Genomic DNA, 15,886 nt, shown 5'->3' with positions numbered 1-15,886 from the left:
GACTTCCTCTCTGGCGGCCTTGCGGAAGCCGGCGCAGCATCGTCGCGCGCGGAGCGTGTCGGGTTCGACGGGGTGTGGAGCGGGGGAGATCGCCCACGACCCGCTCTTGCCACTGGGCGTAGCCGCGGGGGCAACTCGTCGGATCAGCCTGGGAACTGCGATCACACTCGCGTTCGCTCGGAACCCGATGAGCGTCGCGTACCAGGCATGGGACCTCGCCGCCGCGTCCGAGGGTCGATTCGTCCTGGGGCTGGGAGCGCAGGTCAAGGCGCACATCACCCGACGCTTCTCCATGCACTGGGACAATCCCGTCGCCCAGATGCGCGAGTATCTCGAGGCACTGCACGCGATCTTCGCAGCGTTCCAGCATGACGTGCCGCTCGACCACCGTGGCCGCTACTGCGCCCACAGCCTGCTCACGCCCGCCTTCAACCCGGGTCCATTGCCTGACGGGCACGCACCGCAGATAGCGCTGGCCGCGGTCGGCGCGGCCATGACCCGGGGTCGCCGGAGAGCTGTGCTCGGGGGTCTTCCTGCACCCCTTCACGACCACCCCGTACATCGACACCGTCACCTGCCCGCGCTGGTCGAGGGTCGTGATCGTGCCGTGAGCGAGAAGCCGTTGCCGTGGCGACTGGGCCATCTGATGCTCGCCATCGGCGACAACGCGGAGGAACAGGCGGCCGCGACCGAGCGGGTGCGCAAGCAACCGGCGTTCTACGGCTCCACGCCGGCGTACGTCGAGGTCCTGCGGTCCATCGGCTACGAGAACCTCCAGCCCGAACTGCTCACGTTGTCGAAGCACGGGCGCTGGGACGACATGTCCGCCCTCTTCGACGACGACCTGATGGAGCGCTTCGCGTTCCGCGGGACGCTCGAGGAACTCCCCCAGAAGATCGCTCACCGCTACGCCGGTCGGGTCGATCGCGTGGCCAGCTACTTCCCGCTGCCCGACTACCCCGAGGAGCGCATCTCGGCTTTCCTCTCCGCCGCCAGGGCTGCTGCCGAACGGCCGGTTGCGGTGATCCCGTCGTGGAGCAGAACGACCTTCTGTGCATCGCCGACACCAAGCTCGTGCTCGGCAATCGGTACGCCGAATGTGTCATGAACGGCAACAGCCTCCCCGACTTCGCCGCCATGCTTGGGATCTGCACGGCCTCCTACGGACAGACGCGGGCCTTTTACCAGCACCTGACGGTTGGAAAGGACGAGTACGCCGCTCTGGAGCGCGGGCGCGGACCTGAGGCAATCGCGTCGATGGAACTGCTCGACGCTGCACCGCAGAACTGGGAAGACTTCATCCTCACCACCTGGCTCGCAGAGACAGCCACGTGGTGTCTCGCCGCCCAGTACCTCGACAGCACGGTGAACCTCCCCTGGACTCGTTCGTCGACAGCGTCTCGGCGCAGGTCGAGCGATTCGGGCTCGAGGTGCCTGTTCGACAAGCCCCTGTTTCCGGGTTCGACCACGTCCGGCGACGCCGGACGCCGCTGCCGTCCGAGCTGTTCGAGGTCATTCGCTTCAAGGACGAGGTCTACGCACATTGACTCGGCGGACCTCCGATCATCAGCGCCACGGTACTGATCCCGACCTTAAGGACGTCGCTTGTCCCCATTGTCCCAGCACAATGGTGGAGGTTCTCTCGCTCGTGGGAAGCGCTGCATCCGAGGTGCTCTTCTACTGCTTGGAATGCCGCTCCTGCTTCAACTGGCTCAAGTGGCAGCATGAGTTGCCCGCTCTGCCCCGAAGGGACAGACTGCCCCGGTGTCTCTGAGGAACGCGGTGCTCGGAATGCTCTCCCTGCGTGAGAGTTCTGGGTATGACATCAAGCGCCACTTCGACCGTGCTGTCCACTTCGTCTGGAACGCCTCCAACTCTCAGATCTACCGCGAGCTGGTGAGCATGGAGAAGGACGATCTCGTCTCTTCTCGTACCGTGCAGCAGGACGGCAGACCCAACAAGAAGGTCTACAGCCTCACAGACACGGGTCGCAACGAACTCGACCGCTGGCTGACATCTCCTGCCGAGGTGCCTTACGGCAAAGAGCCGTTCCTGATGCGCCTCTTCTTCATGGGACGCGCCGAACCGGACGAAGCAATCAAGGTACTCGAGGATCGGCGAGCGCAAGTGCTCTCTCTGCTCGCTGTTGCCGAAGAGCGGCTGCAGGTGTTCTCCGACCCTTCCCGCACCGAGCACCCTGATCTCCTGTGGTGGCAGGTGCGCCTCATCGAGGGCTTCCAGCGAGTGAACACCGCACAACTGGAATGGATCGACTCGCTGATCGCGTCGGTCAAGGCGGATGCTGGGGACGGGTGACATCTGATTCGGGGGCGGTGTGCCGTCGACCTCCACCTACGCCTGCGACGTTCACTCGACTCGCGGATCGCGTCGAGGCGGCGCCCTGCACCCGCGAGGTCGCAGCCCGGTGACTGCATAGCGGCCCTCGCGCAGCGTCGACATCCCCGGCATGCAGGGCTGGAAGGGCCGCGAGCCGGTCCACCTCGCGGCCACCGAAGCGGTAGCCGTCGGCCATGAGGCGGGCTCCGAGCTCATGAAGAAGACCTTGGCGCGGCCCGGAACGGACCCGTCGGATGGTCCGGCGTCGGGACTTCTCTCGAACTTGCGGACTTCTGCGGACCAGAGGGGCCGCACCGCTCTGACCTGCGGAAACAGGACGACTCAGTAGTACCAGGGGAACTTCCCACGGGACTCCGGCAGCTACTGGTCATTGTTGGTCCTCGACGGAAAAGCGGACCTGACCTGCGCAAACGCTGACTTGTCACCGCTGTGCCGCTGCGCCCTCGGTCTACCCGGGATCGAGGTCGGCGCGCGTCTCGCATCGACTCCCCGAGCATTTGACGCGCTCGCCCACTGACCGCACTTCCCTGGCCCTCGCACGCGGGATTCACGCCTAAATGTGGGGCCACTCAATGCATGGAACGGCGCAGATTGCGAGCGCGGGGTACGCCGGGGGTAAGCGTCTCCGTGGTGCCCGGGCTGCTCATCAGGCAACCCAAACTGGAGAAGGAGCACTGACCGAGAGCCGTCGGTGCCCTTGATCCGTAGTGGATAGGTCCAGTTTGTGGTTTGTGGTCGCCTTGCGCCGACTCGACGCACCTGGCGCCGACGCTGACTCCCACCCACTTAGTAGGTCAGAGGCCTATGCTCAGAGCACGTCGCCTCTAGCCGGAGCCAGTCGGCTCACGTCGCTACTCGCAGTCATCGGCCGTCTTCTTGAGCCGAGTTTGAGCCGGGGTCCCTCTACATCGCCGCAACATCAAGCAGCCCGGGGACGATATGCGGCCGAGCAAGCGCACCGACCCGACCGCCTACTCTCCGGCGAGCTGGGCCACGCCTCGAATTTCAGGTGCCCCTGTCGCCGACCATTCAGGCCCAGACCCTTGGTGGCACGCGGTTTGGAAGGAACACTTCAACGCCTCCACCAGCCCGGAGTGCTGGTCTGAAAATGACCAGCTTGGCCCCGCCGAGCCGGCGCTGCTCGAGGCTGGTGAGGAAACCGCGCCAGAACGTCTTGTCCTCGCAGTCGCCGACGTCGAGTCCCAGCACCTCACGTGGCCCGTCGGCGGCGTCCCGGTCGCGACCACTACCGCCATCGACACCACCTCCCGTGTGCTGTTGCGGATGTTGAGGTAGGTCGCGTCCAGGTGGACACCTGGGTGACCGCGGTGTGGTCCGACGGCCTGGTGCGCAACGCACCGGCCGTCTCGTCCAGATCGGCGCAGATCCGGGAGACCTCAGACTTGCTGATGCCCGAGTCAACACCGAGCGCCACTACCAGATCGTCGAAGCTGCAGTGACACGCCGTGGACGCGCGGATCGTGAGGTGTAGGCGCTTCGGCGTGATGTCACGAAAGGGGTCTGCGGCGGTGGGAGCATCACGTCATGGCGGACACAAGTCCGAGAGCGCGGCGGCGCCCGTGATAAGGCAGCCCGTCGCGCGTTCGTGAGTTGTCAGTTAGGTGGCAACCACGCCGGCATCGGTGGCCAACCTCCGCAATTTGACCACCGGCAGCTTGCGGTTGACCGTAGCGGCCGCACTCGGGTTACCGTCCGATCCGGTCCACTGAACTAGATATGAGCCCTGTGTGTCGTCGCGCTCCAGGATGATCGGATCATGCTGCTCGGGTATTCGTCCGCATACCTTGATCTGCATGCCGAACGCATCTGTCCAGAAGTAGTGATCAGGTTCCGCGATGGGCGCATCGCGGCCGTGCAACAAAGATAGAGCCGCAGTTCTAGCCTGCCGCACAGCATTGTTCCAGTGTGGGAGTCGAGTGATCGACCCGTCGGGCTGGCGGATCGCCGCTACGTCGCCTGCGGCGACGATGTCGGGGCTCGCAAAACACTGCTGATCAACCACGATGGCTCCAGCGGCGCGAAGGCGGCTTCTTTGGAGCCATTCAGTGTTGGGAATATCTCCGACTGCCGAGATGACCAGGTCCGCCTGCAGGGTGACGTCGTCGTACGCGACACCAGATACGTGCCCGTCGCCGAGAAGGGAGACTCCTTTGTCGGCCCTGACAAAGCGCACTCCGCTGGCCTCCGCCTTGGCGACGACCAGCGCCGACAGCCACGTACCGAGAAGTCTCCGCAAAGGCGGATCCCGGTCGATCACGGTGACGTCGAGTCCCAGCGTGGTGCAAGTCGTGGCGATCTCCATGCCGAGGAACCCCGCGCCAATCACCACCACCGTTCGCGCCGCGAACAGACGTTCCACGAGCGCCGGGATGTCGGACGCGTCCCGGAGGACGTACTCCCCGGACTGGCCCGGGCGGGCTAAGCGTCGCGCGCGTGCACCCGATGTCACGATCAATCCGTCGTAGTTGATCGCGTCGCCGTTGGCGACATGAACGCAATGAGCTTGATCGTCGAGTCCGACCACGGGCTGTCCGAGTCGGACGTCGACCGACTCGGTGGAGATCGGCAAAGCGCAAGTGGTGATGTCCGCGGCCCCGGACAGCACCGATTTCGACAAGGGTACCCGGGAGTACGGCAGATGTGTCTCGGCCGAGAGCATCGTGAGTCTGCCCTGGTATCCCTCAGCGCGTAAAACTTGAGCGGCGGTCACGGCGGCGATGGAGCCGCCGACGATCACGATGTTGCGTCGCGGCCGGCGTGCCGTCATGAGCCATCCACTACGCGAAGCGCAGCAAGGGGACAGACCCGCGCGCCAGCTTCGGCGGCGCCAACTAGCTCGTCGGGCAGTGGCTGGTCGACGAGGATGCTGACCAGGCCCTCGTCGTCGAGTTGGTAGATGTTGGGCGCAATCTGCTCGCAGGTCCCGTGCCCCTCGCAGCGTTCGCGGTCAAGTTCAATGTGGCTCATAGCGTGTCCTATACGCTCGTGAGGCTGATCGGAAGCCGGGTGATACCAGCAAATCCCGGGACATGGCTTGAATGTTCGACTGGTCCGTTCGGCTCCAGCGTCGCGACCCGGCGCAGAAGCGCCGAGATCACCGCCTTCACCTCCAACCTGGCCAAGCCCTGGCCGACGCAACCGTGGGTTGCGTAGCCCAACCCGAGGTGATCGACGGGGTTGCGGTGAATATCGAACGTGTCGGGGTTGCTGTAGTGACGTGGATCGCGGTTGGCAGAACCAATGCTGACGATGATGCGTCGGCCTTCAGGGATCACATGCTCACCGACTTCGACGTCGCGCGTCGCAGCTCGATACAGCATCTGGGCTGGCCCATCCACGCGCACGGACTCCTCGAAGCCACTGTTGATGAGCGTGGGGTCCGCCTTCAGTGCCGCCCATGCCGCCGGATTCTGAGCGAGGTTGTTCAGGTAGAAACCGAGGGTGTGCACGGTCGTTCCCATGCCGGCGATCAGGTACGAACTCATCAGCGGTACCGCGTCTTGCTGGCGGATGCGCCCATCGTCGACGGCATCAAGGATGGCAGTGCCCCAGCCGTCGGGGCGGAGAACCTCACGGTTCGTCATCGTCACGATGTAGTTGGCGAACTCCTCGACCGAAGGCATCCCGGGAACGAGTCGATCACTGTGCGGGCTGAACGTCAGGAGCATCCGTTCGCCGCCTGGGAGCAGGATCTCGCGCCCCTCCTCCGGTAGACCGATGAGGTCGGCCACGGTGTCGACTGGCATCCGCTGACAGAGCTTTTCCATCGCCTCGATCGAACCCGCCTCCACTGCCTCGGCAACGAGTTCGTCGGCGTGGGCCATCACCTGCTCGGTCAGCTGCTTTAGCGCACGCGGCGCCGTCTTCTCGCTGAGAACCCCACGCAGCTTGTCGTGCAGGGGCGGGTCCGTCGTCAGCGCCGTCTCTCCCAGAAGTGCAGCCATCTCTTCGCCGTAGACCCTCTCCGAGGCTGAGGAGAACGTTCGCCAATCAGCCAAGGTGGCACGGGCCTCGTCGTAGCGAGTGATGACCCAGGTATCACTGGCCGACAGGTAGACAACGCTGCCGAGCTCTCGCATCGTCGCCCACATCGGATGAGGATTGCCAACGTTGTCCTCCCTGAAGATGTCGAGGTCGATCTCCGGCGCGTCCGCCCGTGTCGACGGTGCACGCTCGACATCCACTAGGACATCGGCGGGATGGCTGTCACTTTCAGTGGACATTTTCACGGTCTCCTTCTCGATCAGATTTCGCACAAACCGTTCGGCGAACTGCGGGCGCTACATACGTGTGACCGCCCGGCAGCGCGGGTGGATCCCGGGGACGCAGGTGCGATCGGGCGGGCTGCGCGCCCACACCGTCAAGTGACCGAACGCCCGCAGCCGCACGGAGGATCCAGTAGTCGGACCGCGGTCAGGCGATCAGGGTCAACCCGCCGTCGACACCGATAGCCTGCCCGTTCAGGTATCCCGAGCTTTCGCTGGCCAGGAAGGCGACCACGGGTGCGCAGTCCTCGTAGGCGGTCCCGAAGCGGCCGGTGGGGTTGCTCGCCTCGATCATCTCGGCCGCAGCTTTGAGCTGCTCGCCGAGGTCGTAGGCGGGCGTCCGGATGACCGGCAGGAAGGTGTTGGTGACGATCCCGAGACGTCCCCACTCCTGCGACGCCGTCCGAGTCAAGGCCATGATCGCGCCCTTGGCCATCTCGTACGCGGCGAAACCCGGGTCGCCGCGGAGCGCGAGGTGGGACGCCGTATTGATGATTCGCCCGTAACCTCGCTCTTTCATGTGTGGCAGGCACTTCTGCATGAACAACATGCTCTGCAGAGGACCGGTCGTGTATGCGTCGAGGAGTTGACTGGCCGAAGTCTCGGCGAGATACTCCATGTCCGCGATCCCGCCCTGAGCGATGTTGGCAAGAATATCGATGCGGCCAAACTCCCGAATTGCAGTGTTTACCACCTCGTCGATCTGTGCCTCCTGAGCAACATCGCACACCACCGGGACGGCCTGGAAACCCGCGGAGTCCAGCTCCTCAGTAATTCCCTTCAACCCGTCCGAGGAGATGTCTGCGAGAATGAGCGACGCACCCTCCTCCGCAAAGCGGCGTGCGCAACCGCGGCCGATGCCGCCGGCCGCTCCGGTAAGGATCGCGACCCTTCCATCCAAGATTCCCATAATGAAACCAGTTCCTTTCAAGTCGAGAGAAGTGCGGACCTCGTGGTCATGCGGCCACTATGTGGCGCTATTCACACGCCTTGCCGGAGATTCCGTCTAGCAGAACCTGGCCCGTCAGTTCCGTCGGGCTTTATGACCCGTGATGCCCCTTCGAGGCACAATTTTCCCCGCGACTAGGGGCGGCGACATCGGTCGAATGACGCATGTGGAGACCCATTTGAACTCCCGATAGAGCGGCTGCGATCTCACTGAGGGTGTCGGTTGAAAAGCGCTGCACCCGAAGACAGGCCCGCCGCCGCCTCTGCGACGCTCGTCAGGGGTTCCGCGGCTCGGTGGGCCTCAATGTCCTGGCGTCTGGCGGCGCGCCAGCGCAGGAGGCCGCCGAAGGCCAAGCTCCCGTCCAGGTCAGAACTGGTGCCTCGTTGATTCCCGTGACCGCTGGGTTGCCCAAGTGGCGATCTGTGCGCGGGAACTGAAGTCGAGTTTGGCCAGGATGTGAGCGACATGGCTACCCGCAGTTCTCGGCGAGATGACCAGCGTCTCCGCGATGGCCTTGTTGCTGAGGCCCTCAGCGATCAGCTCGGCGATCTGTTGCTCTCGGGCGGTGAGCCGCTGCTCCTGCCGGACATCCGGGCCGGGGGTGGCTGAACGGTCGTCGCCCAGAGCCAGGCTGATGATCTCGGACAACGACAGTCCTCGGTAGCTTTCCGCACCGGCCTCGAACTCCCCAGCACCCGCCGTCCCGGCCGCGACCTCCGTCGCACGCAGATACTCCTGGGCCATGTGCGGCCCGAACGCCTCGATGGTGGTACCCAGCGCGCTCCATGTTGCGGCGGCACAGTGGACAAGCCGGGCAGCTTCGTCGAGCCGGCCGGAGGTGATGGCGACCATCGCGAGGTTCTCGAGCAGGTGCGCCGTGCAAATCGGGTCCTGGAACTCTCTCTGTTGTTCAAGTCCCTCCTTGCTGAAACGCTCAGCTTCGCTGAGTGAGCCGAGCTGGCGATGGCAGATCGCCGCACCCGTCAGCGCATAGCCACGCGCCCAGCCTTCGCCGCGCTGGTCGCTGAGCTCCAAGCAACGCATGCAGGTCTCCAAGCCACCTGCCGGATCGCCGCCGTACGCCTGCGCCGGGACCAGGAGGAACAGGGCGATCAGCTCCGCCGCGTGGTCGCCTGCCTCGCGGTGCGCCAGCAGCGCGCCCTGCAGGAGGCGAATCGCCGCCTGCAGGTCGCCATGGAAGAGGTGACGGAGGCCTGACCACTGATCCACATAGGCCTGGAGCCGCGGGTCGGCCGTTGCTTCCGCCACGTGCTGGCACCGCCGGAGATAGGTCAGTGCTGCTTCGGGATCGCCTGAGATTAGGCATACCCAAGCTGCGACCCAGAGCGCGTCGCCAGCCTGCGTGTCTGTGTCCGCGGACGAGAGTAGACGGTCGAGCCATCGCCTTCCGTCGCTGAGATATTCCCCCGCGACCCAGTGGTAGCGCAGGAGCGAGGCGAGCTCAGCTCCCGCTCCGCGTTCCCCCTCCGTGGTGGCCGACCACTCCAGTGCTGCGATGAGATCGGCGTGGTCGCGCCGGACCGCGGCGAGTGTTCTGGCCTGATGCGGGCCGCACCAGTCCTCGACCATACGGCGTGCGACCACCCGGTAGTGGTCACGGTGCCGACGTCTGAGCCGAGCGTGCTCGTCTGGACCTTCGATGAGCTGGGCGCCGTACTCCCGCATCGTCACCAGCTGCCGGTAGCGGACCCCCTCGCCATCCCGCTCCACGTCGAGCACTGACTTGCTGACGAGCCGGTCGAGAAGGTCGAGCGCTGTGCCGGGCGGCAAGTCGACGTCACCGCTGACGTACTCGGCCGCGTCCAGGTCGAAGCTGCCGCGAAACACCGACAGTCTGGCCCAAAGTCGTTGTTCCTCCGGGCTGCACAGCTCATAGCTCCAGTCCACCATCGCGCGCAGCGACTTCTGCCGTGGCAGCACACTCCGGTCACCGATGGAAAGCAGCTGGAAGCGGTGGTCCAGATGCTCCACCACACTCGATACGGACATCGAGCGCAGCCGTGTGGCTGCCAACTCGATCGCCAGAGGAATCCCGTCGAGCTGGTTGCACAGCTGCACGATCGCCTCAGTGTTCCGCGGAGTGAGGACGAAGTCCGGTACGACGTCGCGGGCACGATCGAGGAAGAGGGCCACCGACTCCGCGCTGTCCACTGGGACGCCGTGGGCCTGGCTCTGGCTGGGAAGGGAGAGCGGGGGGACCGTCCAGACCCGCTCGCCCGAAAGCACGAGCGGTTCGCGACTTGTCGCCAGAATTCGCACGCCCGCAGCGTGTTGAAGCACGCTGGAGATTACCGAGGCCGCAGCCTCGAGCACGTGCTCGCAGTTGTCGATGACGAGGAGCAGGCGCTTCCCGTCAAGATGGTCGAGAACTTTCTCCAGTGCTGGCCGGCTCGACCGATCCCGCACGGACAGTGCCGCGAGGAGCGCGGGTTCCAGCTCTGCCGCGTCCTCCAGCATCGCCAGCTCGACCACGCAGCAACCGTCGGCGAAGAATCGTCTGAGCCGCCGTGCGAGTTCCATCGCGAGCCGCGTCTTCCCCACCCCACCCGGGCCGACGAGCGTGACCAGTCGCGACTCGCCGATCGCGACTCGCGTCGCGGACAGCTCACGCCGGCGTCCTACGAACGAGGTCACAGACTCCACCGGTCCGGCTGGCGTCTTCACTTCCGCGGTCCTTCCCGCCCGGTCCATGACCCACGCCGCCGTTAGAGCCCATCGCGAACTCTAGGGCCACCGGCTCTGGGCCCCGCGCTGGCGTACCAGAATCTACCAGCGCCAGCGGGCTGCCAGAACTCATTGGAGTTGATGGTCTGGCGATAGCCGCCCTCGCAGGGACGCTGCTCGACCATCACCCGAAGCGTGAACCTTTGCGGCGGCACGGTAGACGGTGTCCGCGCCGTCGTTGGTGGCCACAGAGATGCCGATCCGGAACGCCGTCAGACCGGCGAACCGTTCGCGGCAGGTGTTGGTTTCACCCTCACACCGCTGCGATTGCGAAAAGTGCCCACGACGGGTTCCCGTTATGTCGTTCAGGTGAGGATCCCCGGTTCAGCTCGTCGATTCGATCACTATCCTCCTACACCGGAAAAGATGACCCCAATGCAGTCAGCACTTGACTGGCGGATCTTCTTTAGCGGCGCGTAAGCCTCGGAGCCGTACCACTCCTCGGCCTTCTCTCGACTCGGAAACTCGATGAGCACCACGAACCTCGGGTCCCAGCTCCCCTCGAGGGCTCGAGCATCGCCCGACACCACACGATAGACGCCGTCGAATTGCGCCGTCGTGGCCACGACCTGCGATTCGTAGTTTTTGAAGGCCTCCTCGTCCAAGACGTTTTGGACATCGAAGAGCACATATCCAGTCATGATTTTTCCTATCCTCGATTCAAAAATTCACTGCACAAACAGGGATGCGGCATGGGGCCGCAAGGCCGGGGGGTCGCCGGTAAACAGCCGGTTCCGAACTACGAGAGAAACCCGCATACCAGGGCGTTGAAATCGTCGGCGTACTCGATGTTGAGCAGGTGGCCTGCTCCGTCGAGTACCACCACATCAGAGTCGGGGATCCGCCTGAGGGCCTCGTGGTAGCCGGGCTCACGCAGCTTGTCTTCGCTGCCCGCCACGGCGAGTGTGGCGTACGGAATCTTCTCGTACTCGATGGTGTCGGCTTGGCCGAACTCAGTACGCGGTGGAAGCACCGGTGACTTGAAGCGTGCGGCGGCGACCGCCTCCCAGGCGCCGGGTGCGTTGCTAGCAGCGACCCGTCGAGCGATGTACTCCTCGTCGTTGTGCCATCGCGGGTCGGCGAAGTTGGCCTCGACGATAGTGCGCATCATGTCCGGGGTGCCGTCGTAGTTCATGTTGCAGCGTCGGAATTCGTTGTCTGGAATGAAGCCTCCGCCGCTGGCGACGACCATTCGTCGTACCGGGAACCGGCAGCGGTTCGAAGCAGCTTCTCGTAGGAGCACCGTCGCGCCCATGGAGACGCCGACGAAGTCCGCTTCATCGATGGCCATCGTCTCCAAGAACGCGGCCATGTGGTTGATCATGCGCTCTGACCCGGACACGAAATCGCGGAGCTTGTCTGTCTGGCCGAATCCGAGCCAGTCAGGAGCGATGACGCGGTGCTCTGTCGCAAGCGCGGCGATGTTGTACTCCCAACAAAGCTCTGCGCTTCCTCCGAACTCGCCGGAATGGAGCAGGACGATCGGCGGCCCGTCGCCGGCATCCAGGTAGTGGGTTCGGATGCCGCCTACGTTGACGAATCTGCTGTAGATCGGTACGGGTCCGGAGTCTGTCACGCTTCCGACCTCCTGTTAGCTGTGCGCCGCAACAGGAGCGACTGCGTCTGGTAGCTGCGTTCCGTCACCCGGCCCGCCACCGAAGACCTTCGAGTAGCTGAAGCCCCGGTAGCTGTTCTCGGCCACCTCGCTAGCGGCGGCGGCGTATCCGGCACTGCCGCCGAAGTAGAACAGTGCTCGGCGCGGCTTGCCCTCGATGTTCGCACCCACATACCAGGAGTTCGCTTGCGCTCCGGCCGAGAGCAGTGTCGCGGAGAAGATCTGCTCGATCAGCTCCGACCACTGCTCTGCCGCCTCCGATGTGGCTTCGACCCGGTCGTATCCGTTGTCGCGGAGCCATTCCAGCATCCCGCCCAGCCAGGTGACGACGCTCTCGACCGCGACCGGGTGGTTGACGTATGGGGTCTGCGGCCCACAGACCATGAGCATGTTGGGGAACCCCGGCGCGCTGACGCCCAGGAACGTCTCGGGGCCGCCGGCCCAGGCATCTGTCAGCTTCCTGCCGTCGCGTCCTGTGACCTCGATCCGCGCGTAGGACCCGGTCGAGACGTCGAAGCCTGTCGCAAGGACGATGACGTCGAAGTCGTACTCCTCACGACTGGTACGGAGCCCGGTCGGGGTGAATGCCTCGATGGGGACCGGCTTCACGTCGACCAGCGTCACATTGTCTCGGTTGTAGGTCTCGTAGTAGTCCGTCCCCGACGGGGGGCGCTTGGAGACGTACGGGTGGTCGCGAGGGGACAGGAGCTCGGCCGTGGCCGGGTCCTTCACCGTCTCCCGGATCTTCGTGCGGATGAACTCACTCGCCGCGTCATTGGACCGCTGGTCCAGCACGATGTCGTCGAACGTCTCGAAGACGAAGTGGAAACCGCCCTTCTGCCACCCCTCCTCGAAGATGCGCTCCCGCTCCTCCTCCGAGGCGACGTCGTCGTAAGTGCGACCGGCCGGGTCCATGGCGAATCCGAAGAAGTGGTTGTTGGCCTTCGCCCACTCGGCCGAGGCCCGTTGCCGCAGTTCACGGCGGAAGTCCTCATCCAGCGCGTGGTTCTGGGCCGGCATGATGTAGTTCGGCGTCCGCTGGAACACCGTGAGGTGCTCGGCCTCCTGGGCGACCAGGGGAATGACCTGAACACCCGAGGAGCCGGTGCCGACCACTGCGACGCGCTTGCCGGTGAAGTCGACCTTCTCCTGCGGCCACTTCGAGGTGAGGTAGATCTCTCCCTTGAAGTTCTCAGCGCCGTCGAACGGGATGCTCGGGTTGCTCAGATGTCCCAGCGCCGGCATGAAGTACCTGCAGGTGAACGTGTCGCCGGACTCGGTCGTGACCGTCCACAGATTCGACTCCTCGTCGTAGGTGGCCGAGGTCACGAGCTGGTTGAAACGGATGTCGCGGCGCACGTCCATGCGTTCGGCGACGAAGGCGAGATAGCGCTGAACCTCCTCCTGAGCGGGGTACTTCTCTGACCAGGTCCACTCGGCCTCCACCTCGGGCAGACGAAGGGCGTAGGTCCACGCGGCGCTGTCGGTCCGGGCTCCGGGATAACGGTTCCAGTACCAGGTGCCGCCGACATCGCTGCCCGCCTCCAAGGAGAGCGCGGAGATGCCGAGCTTGCGAAGCTCGATGAGCGTGCGGAGCCCGGCGAACCCGGTACCCACCACGAGAGCTTCGATGTAGTTGTCCGAGGCTGCTGAGTGCGCTGTGTGTGACATTGCAGGATCGATTCCTATGTTCGTGGGTCAACTAGTTCAGATCGATCAGCGGGCGGACCCACCGAGCGAGCTCTTCGATCAGCTGGTCCGCCTCGGGCGCCGCACCGACGCGCAGTGCGTAGACGTGCTGCATGCCGGACTCGATAGTCAGCTCGACCTTCACACCTTGGTCGCGCGCGCGCTCGGCGAAACGAACCGAGTCGTCGCGAAGCACCTCATCGCCGCCGGCAGCGAGATAGACGGGGGGAAGACCCTCGAGGTCCGCCCGCAGGATGTTGACCAGCGGATCCGTCCGGGAACCACTCTCACCCAGCAGTAGATAGGTGAACGCGGCCATACCCTGGCGGCTGATGAGGAGATCAGTGGCAGCATTGCTGTCCAAGGACTCGCTCTGCCCCTCCATGTCCAGCCACGGCGAAAGGCTGATGATCGCTCCGGGCAGGTCCTCGCCGAGATCCCTGAGCTTCAGCGCCGTGGCGATGGACAGGTTCCCCCCGGCCGAATCGCCGGCAGTGACGATGCGCTCGGCAGCGAATCCCTGCGCCCGCAGCCAGCGGAACGCGGTCACCGCGTCCTCGAGCTGAGCCGGGTAGGGATTCTCCGGAGCGAGCCGGTAGTCGATCGACAAAGCCTGCACCCCGCTCGCCTTGGCCAGATGACCGGTCAGCTTGCGATGGCTCGCAGACGATCCCCCCACGAACGCCCCGCCGTGCACGTACAGAATGACCCGGTCAGCAGCCGCGCCGACCGGCTTGACCCACAGGGCATGGATACCGTCGACGTCGACCTCGGCGTACGTGACGTCCTCCGGCTCTCGCCCGACCGCAACGAGCTCCTCGAACATCGCCCGCATCATCCACAGCTCCGGAGCAGGCTCGGTCTGCGATCGCGCGGAGATCGACTTGTAGAGGTTGTTCAGTTCCTGTGACTCAGTGCTTGGCACGGCATGGCTCCTTCATGGGCTTGCTTCCAGATTGACGGCAGCAGGGGCTTGTGCGCCCTTGCCGCTCAAGAGCGACAAATGATCGGGTGCATCACCAGACACTGGCTCCAACGGCGACGCCCGGATCTGTTTTGGTGATCAAGCTCGCCTCGTCGGATCTCCGCGCTCGGCCGGGTCTTCCCTTGGCGTTGTATGGGAAGCACAACTTCCCTCGCGACGAGGGCGAAGACATCGGTCAGATGACGCATGGGGATACCCATCTGCCCGAGTGATCCTGACCTGATTCGATGTCGCGACGCCCTGCGGCTCGCGGCGTCGTTGGCGGGGTACTCACGTAACCATCGTGACGGCGGTCACTCCGAGGAACGTGCAATTCTGCTCTGCGGAACCTGCGCTTCGGACTGGCCCTCGCCCCTCCCGCCGCCCCAAGCGCCGCACCGTTAGGTAGGCCGCGCAGGCGCGGCGAGTACTTCAGGAGGAGCTGTCATCGTGTGGCGCTGTTCAGACCTGTCGAGGAGTCTCAGGGCGTTCGATCGTCGTGGACCCTCGCTCGCTACCGATCGAGCGAATTCAGCACGACCCGGGACACGCCGCGACAATGACGGCCCGGGGGACCGATGGGCGTCACGACGAGGATCCGCTCCCGGCGGGGAGATGGTCGGCCTCGATCGCACCGGCAGCACGGTTGAGGGCCGCGACGAGCGACGGGAGCCGTTGCCGGTCGTAGCGGACCGATGGCATGGAAACTGCGAGCCCGGCCTGCGCGCGACCGTCGACGCCGCGGACCGCGACGCCGAGTGCGATCACGCCGCGTTCGGAAAGACCGTTGTTGAGCGCGAATCCGGACTTGCGGACCCGTGCCAGCAGCGCTCGGAGCTTGACCGGGTCGGGCCGCTCCTCGGGCCGCTGGGCGTACCTCTCCGAAGAATAGAGGTCGTCAACCTCTTCCGGGGACAGGTCCGCGAGCAGCACGAGGCCGCCGGACGTCTTGTGTGCGGGGAACACCATTCCCTCACGGGACCCGACGCGCAGGATCTGTTGGCACTCGACGCTCGCGATGAAGCGGGTCCGGTCGACGGTGCGGATCGTGAGGTTCACCGATTCCCCGAGCACGTCGACCAGCCGCTGCAGGTGCGGCAGCGCCGCGCCACGGAGCCGCGACACGTGGGACTGGGAGTGTGTGGCGAGCTCGAGGACCGGGCCAGGGTGGTAAAGGCGTTGGTCGTCCTGCACCGCGAAGTCGCGGTAGACCAGCGTCTGCAACAACCGGTGGGCCGTAGAGCGCGCCACGCCGAGTCGCTCGGCGACATCGCTCACCG

Annotated in this window: 14 protein-coding genes and 1 pseudogene; 3 read left to right on the top strand and 12 right to left on the bottom strand. The window is 64.9% G+C overall.

Annotation, left to right across the window (positions count from 1 at the left end; translation table 11 throughout):
- Positions 1 to 55 precede the first annotated feature (55 nt).
- From ABEA33_RS01625 to ABEA33_RS01620, 3 genes are all read left to right on the top strand, one after another.
- A complete protein-coding gene (locus ABEA33_RS01625; RefSeq protein ID WP_345524781.1) occupies positions 56 to 1,108 on the top strand; it encodes a TIGR03617 family F420-dependent LLM class oxidoreductase in 1,053 nt (350 codons plus the stop codon).
- A 435-nt stretch (positions 1,109 to 1,543) separates the two neighbouring features.
- Positions 1,544 to 1,774 carry a PaaD-like zinc ribbon domain-containing protein gene (locus ABEA33_RS27345; protein ID WP_425577290.1) on the top strand — a complete coding sequence of 77 codons (231 nt, stop codon included), beginning with the start codon at positions 1,544 to 1,546 and terminating at the stop codon, positions 1,772 to 1,774.
- A complete protein-coding gene (locus ABEA33_RS01620) occupies positions 1,765 to 2,316 on the top strand; it encodes a PadR family transcriptional regulator (protein WP_345524779.1) in 552 nt (183 codons plus the stop codon). Before ABEA33_RS27345 ends, ABEA33_RS01620 begins: the two co-directional genes overlap by 10 nt.
- Before the next feature lie 1,013 nt (positions 2,317 to 3,329).
- Here the strand turns inward: ABEA33_RS01620 and ABEA33_RS27340 are convergent.
- The 12 genes and pseudogenes from ABEA33_RS27340 to ABEA33_RS01565 all read right to left on the bottom strand — a co-directional run bounded on the left by ABEA33_RS27340 (position 3,330) and on the right by ABEA33_RS01565 (position 15,884).
- Positions 3,330 to 3,620, bottom strand: coding sequence for a hypothetical protein (locus tag ABEA33_RS27340; RefSeq protein WP_425577293.1), 291 nt, complete (start codon positions 3,618 to 3,620; stop codon positions 3,330 to 3,332).
- Positions 3,523 to 3,783: pseudogene (locus ABEA33_RS01615) on the bottom strand (hypothetical protein); the annotation flags it as partial. The gene ABEA33_RS27340 and the pseudogene ABEA33_RS01615, both read right to left, overlap by 98 nt.
- Positions 3,784 to 3,976: 193 nt before the next feature.
- A complete protein-coding gene (locus ABEA33_RS01610) occupies positions 3,977 to 5,146 on the bottom strand; it encodes an NAD(P)/FAD-dependent oxidoreductase (protein ID WP_345524777.1) in 1,170 nt (389 codons plus the stop codon).
- Positions 5,143 to 5,346: a ferredoxin gene (locus tag ABEA33_RS01605; RefSeq protein WP_345524776.1), complete on the bottom strand. Its 204-nt coding sequence runs from the start codon at positions 5,344 to 5,346 to the stop codon at positions 5,143 to 5,145. The genes ABEA33_RS01610 and ABEA33_RS01605 overlap by 4 nt, the downstream gene beginning before the upstream one ends.
- Before the next feature lie 8 nt (positions 5,347 to 5,354).
- A complete protein-coding gene (locus tag ABEA33_RS01600) occupies positions 5,355 to 6,635 on the bottom strand; it encodes a cytochrome P450 (protein ID WP_345524775.1) in 1,281 nt (426 codons plus the stop codon).
- Positions 6,636 to 6,792: 157 nt separating this feature from the next.
- Positions 6,793 to 7,554, bottom strand: a complete 762-nt coding sequence (locus ABEA33_RS01595; RefSeq protein ID WP_345524774.1) for an SDR family NAD(P)-dependent oxidoreductase — start codon at positions 7,552 to 7,554, stop codon at positions 6,793 to 6,795.
- Positions 7,555 to 7,959: 405 nt separating this feature from the next.
- A complete protein-coding gene (locus tag ABEA33_RS01590) occupies positions 7,960 to 10,278 on the bottom strand; it encodes an ATP-binding protein (RefSeq protein ID WP_345524773.1) in 2,319 nt (772 codons plus the stop codon).
- Positions 10,279 to 10,682: 404 nt separating this feature from the next.
- A complete protein-coding gene (locus tag ABEA33_RS01585) occupies positions 10,683 to 10,979 on the bottom strand; it encodes a DUF1330 domain-containing protein (RefSeq protein WP_345524772.1) in 297 nt (98 codons plus the stop codon).
- 98 nt (positions 10,980 to 11,077) lie between these two features.
- Entirely contained in the window at positions 11,078 to 11,914 is an 837-nt protein-coding gene (locus ABEA33_RS01580) for an alpha/beta fold hydrolase (RefSeq protein WP_345524771.1), read from the bottom strand.
- A gap of 15 nt (positions 11,915 to 11,929) precedes the next feature.
- Positions 11,930 to 13,624 carry a flavin-containing monooxygenase gene (locus ABEA33_RS01575; protein WP_345524770.1) on the bottom strand — a complete coding sequence of 565 codons (1,695 nt, stop codon included), beginning with the start codon at positions 13,622 to 13,624 and terminating at the stop codon, positions 11,930 to 11,932.
- Between the two features lie 31 nt (positions 13,625 to 13,655).
- Positions 13,656 to 14,567, bottom strand: a complete 912-nt coding sequence (locus tag ABEA33_RS01570) for an alpha/beta hydrolase (RefSeq protein ID WP_345524769.1) — start codon at positions 14,565 to 14,567, stop codon at positions 13,656 to 13,658.
- A gap of 624 nt (positions 14,568 to 15,191) precedes the next feature.
- On the bottom strand, positions 15,192 to 15,884 hold the full coding sequence (locus ABEA33_RS01565; protein ID WP_345524768.1) for an IclR family transcriptional regulator: 693 nt from the start codon (positions 15,882 to 15,884) through the stop codon (positions 15,192 to 15,194).
- Positions 15,885 to 15,886: the final 2 nt, after the last annotated feature.

This window comes from Nocardioides endophyticus (assembly GCF_039543845.1).
Classification (GTDB): domain Bacteria; phylum Actinomycetota; class Actinomycetes; order Propionibacteriales; family Nocardioidaceae; genus Nocardioides; species Nocardioides endophyticus.
Note: the sequence above shows the minus strand (reverse complement) of the source record. Positions and strands in the feature narration are given on the sequence as shown.

Excerpts from the sequence above, each read along its gene's own strand:
- ABEA33_RS01575 (WP_345524770.1), bottom strand. The coding sequence starts at position 13,624 with ATGTCACACACAGCGCACTCAGCAGCCTCGGACAACTACATCGAAGCT.
- ABEA33_RS01605 (WP_345524776.1), bottom strand. The coding sequence starts at position 5,346 with ATGAGCCACATTGAACTTGACCGCGAACGCTGCGAGGGGCACGGGACC.
- ABEA33_RS01595 (WP_345524774.1), bottom strand. The coding sequence starts at position 7,554 with ATGGGAATCTTGGATGGAAGGGTCGCGATCCTTACCGGAGCGGCCGGC.
- ABEA33_RS01610 (WP_345524777.1), bottom strand. The coding sequence starts at position 5,146 with ATGACGGCACGCCGGCCGCGACGCAACATCGTGATCGTCGGCGGCTCC.
- ABEA33_RS01585 (WP_345524772.1), bottom strand. The coding sequence starts at position 10,979 with ATGACTGGATATGTGCTCTTCGATGTCCAAAACGTCTTGGACGAGGAG.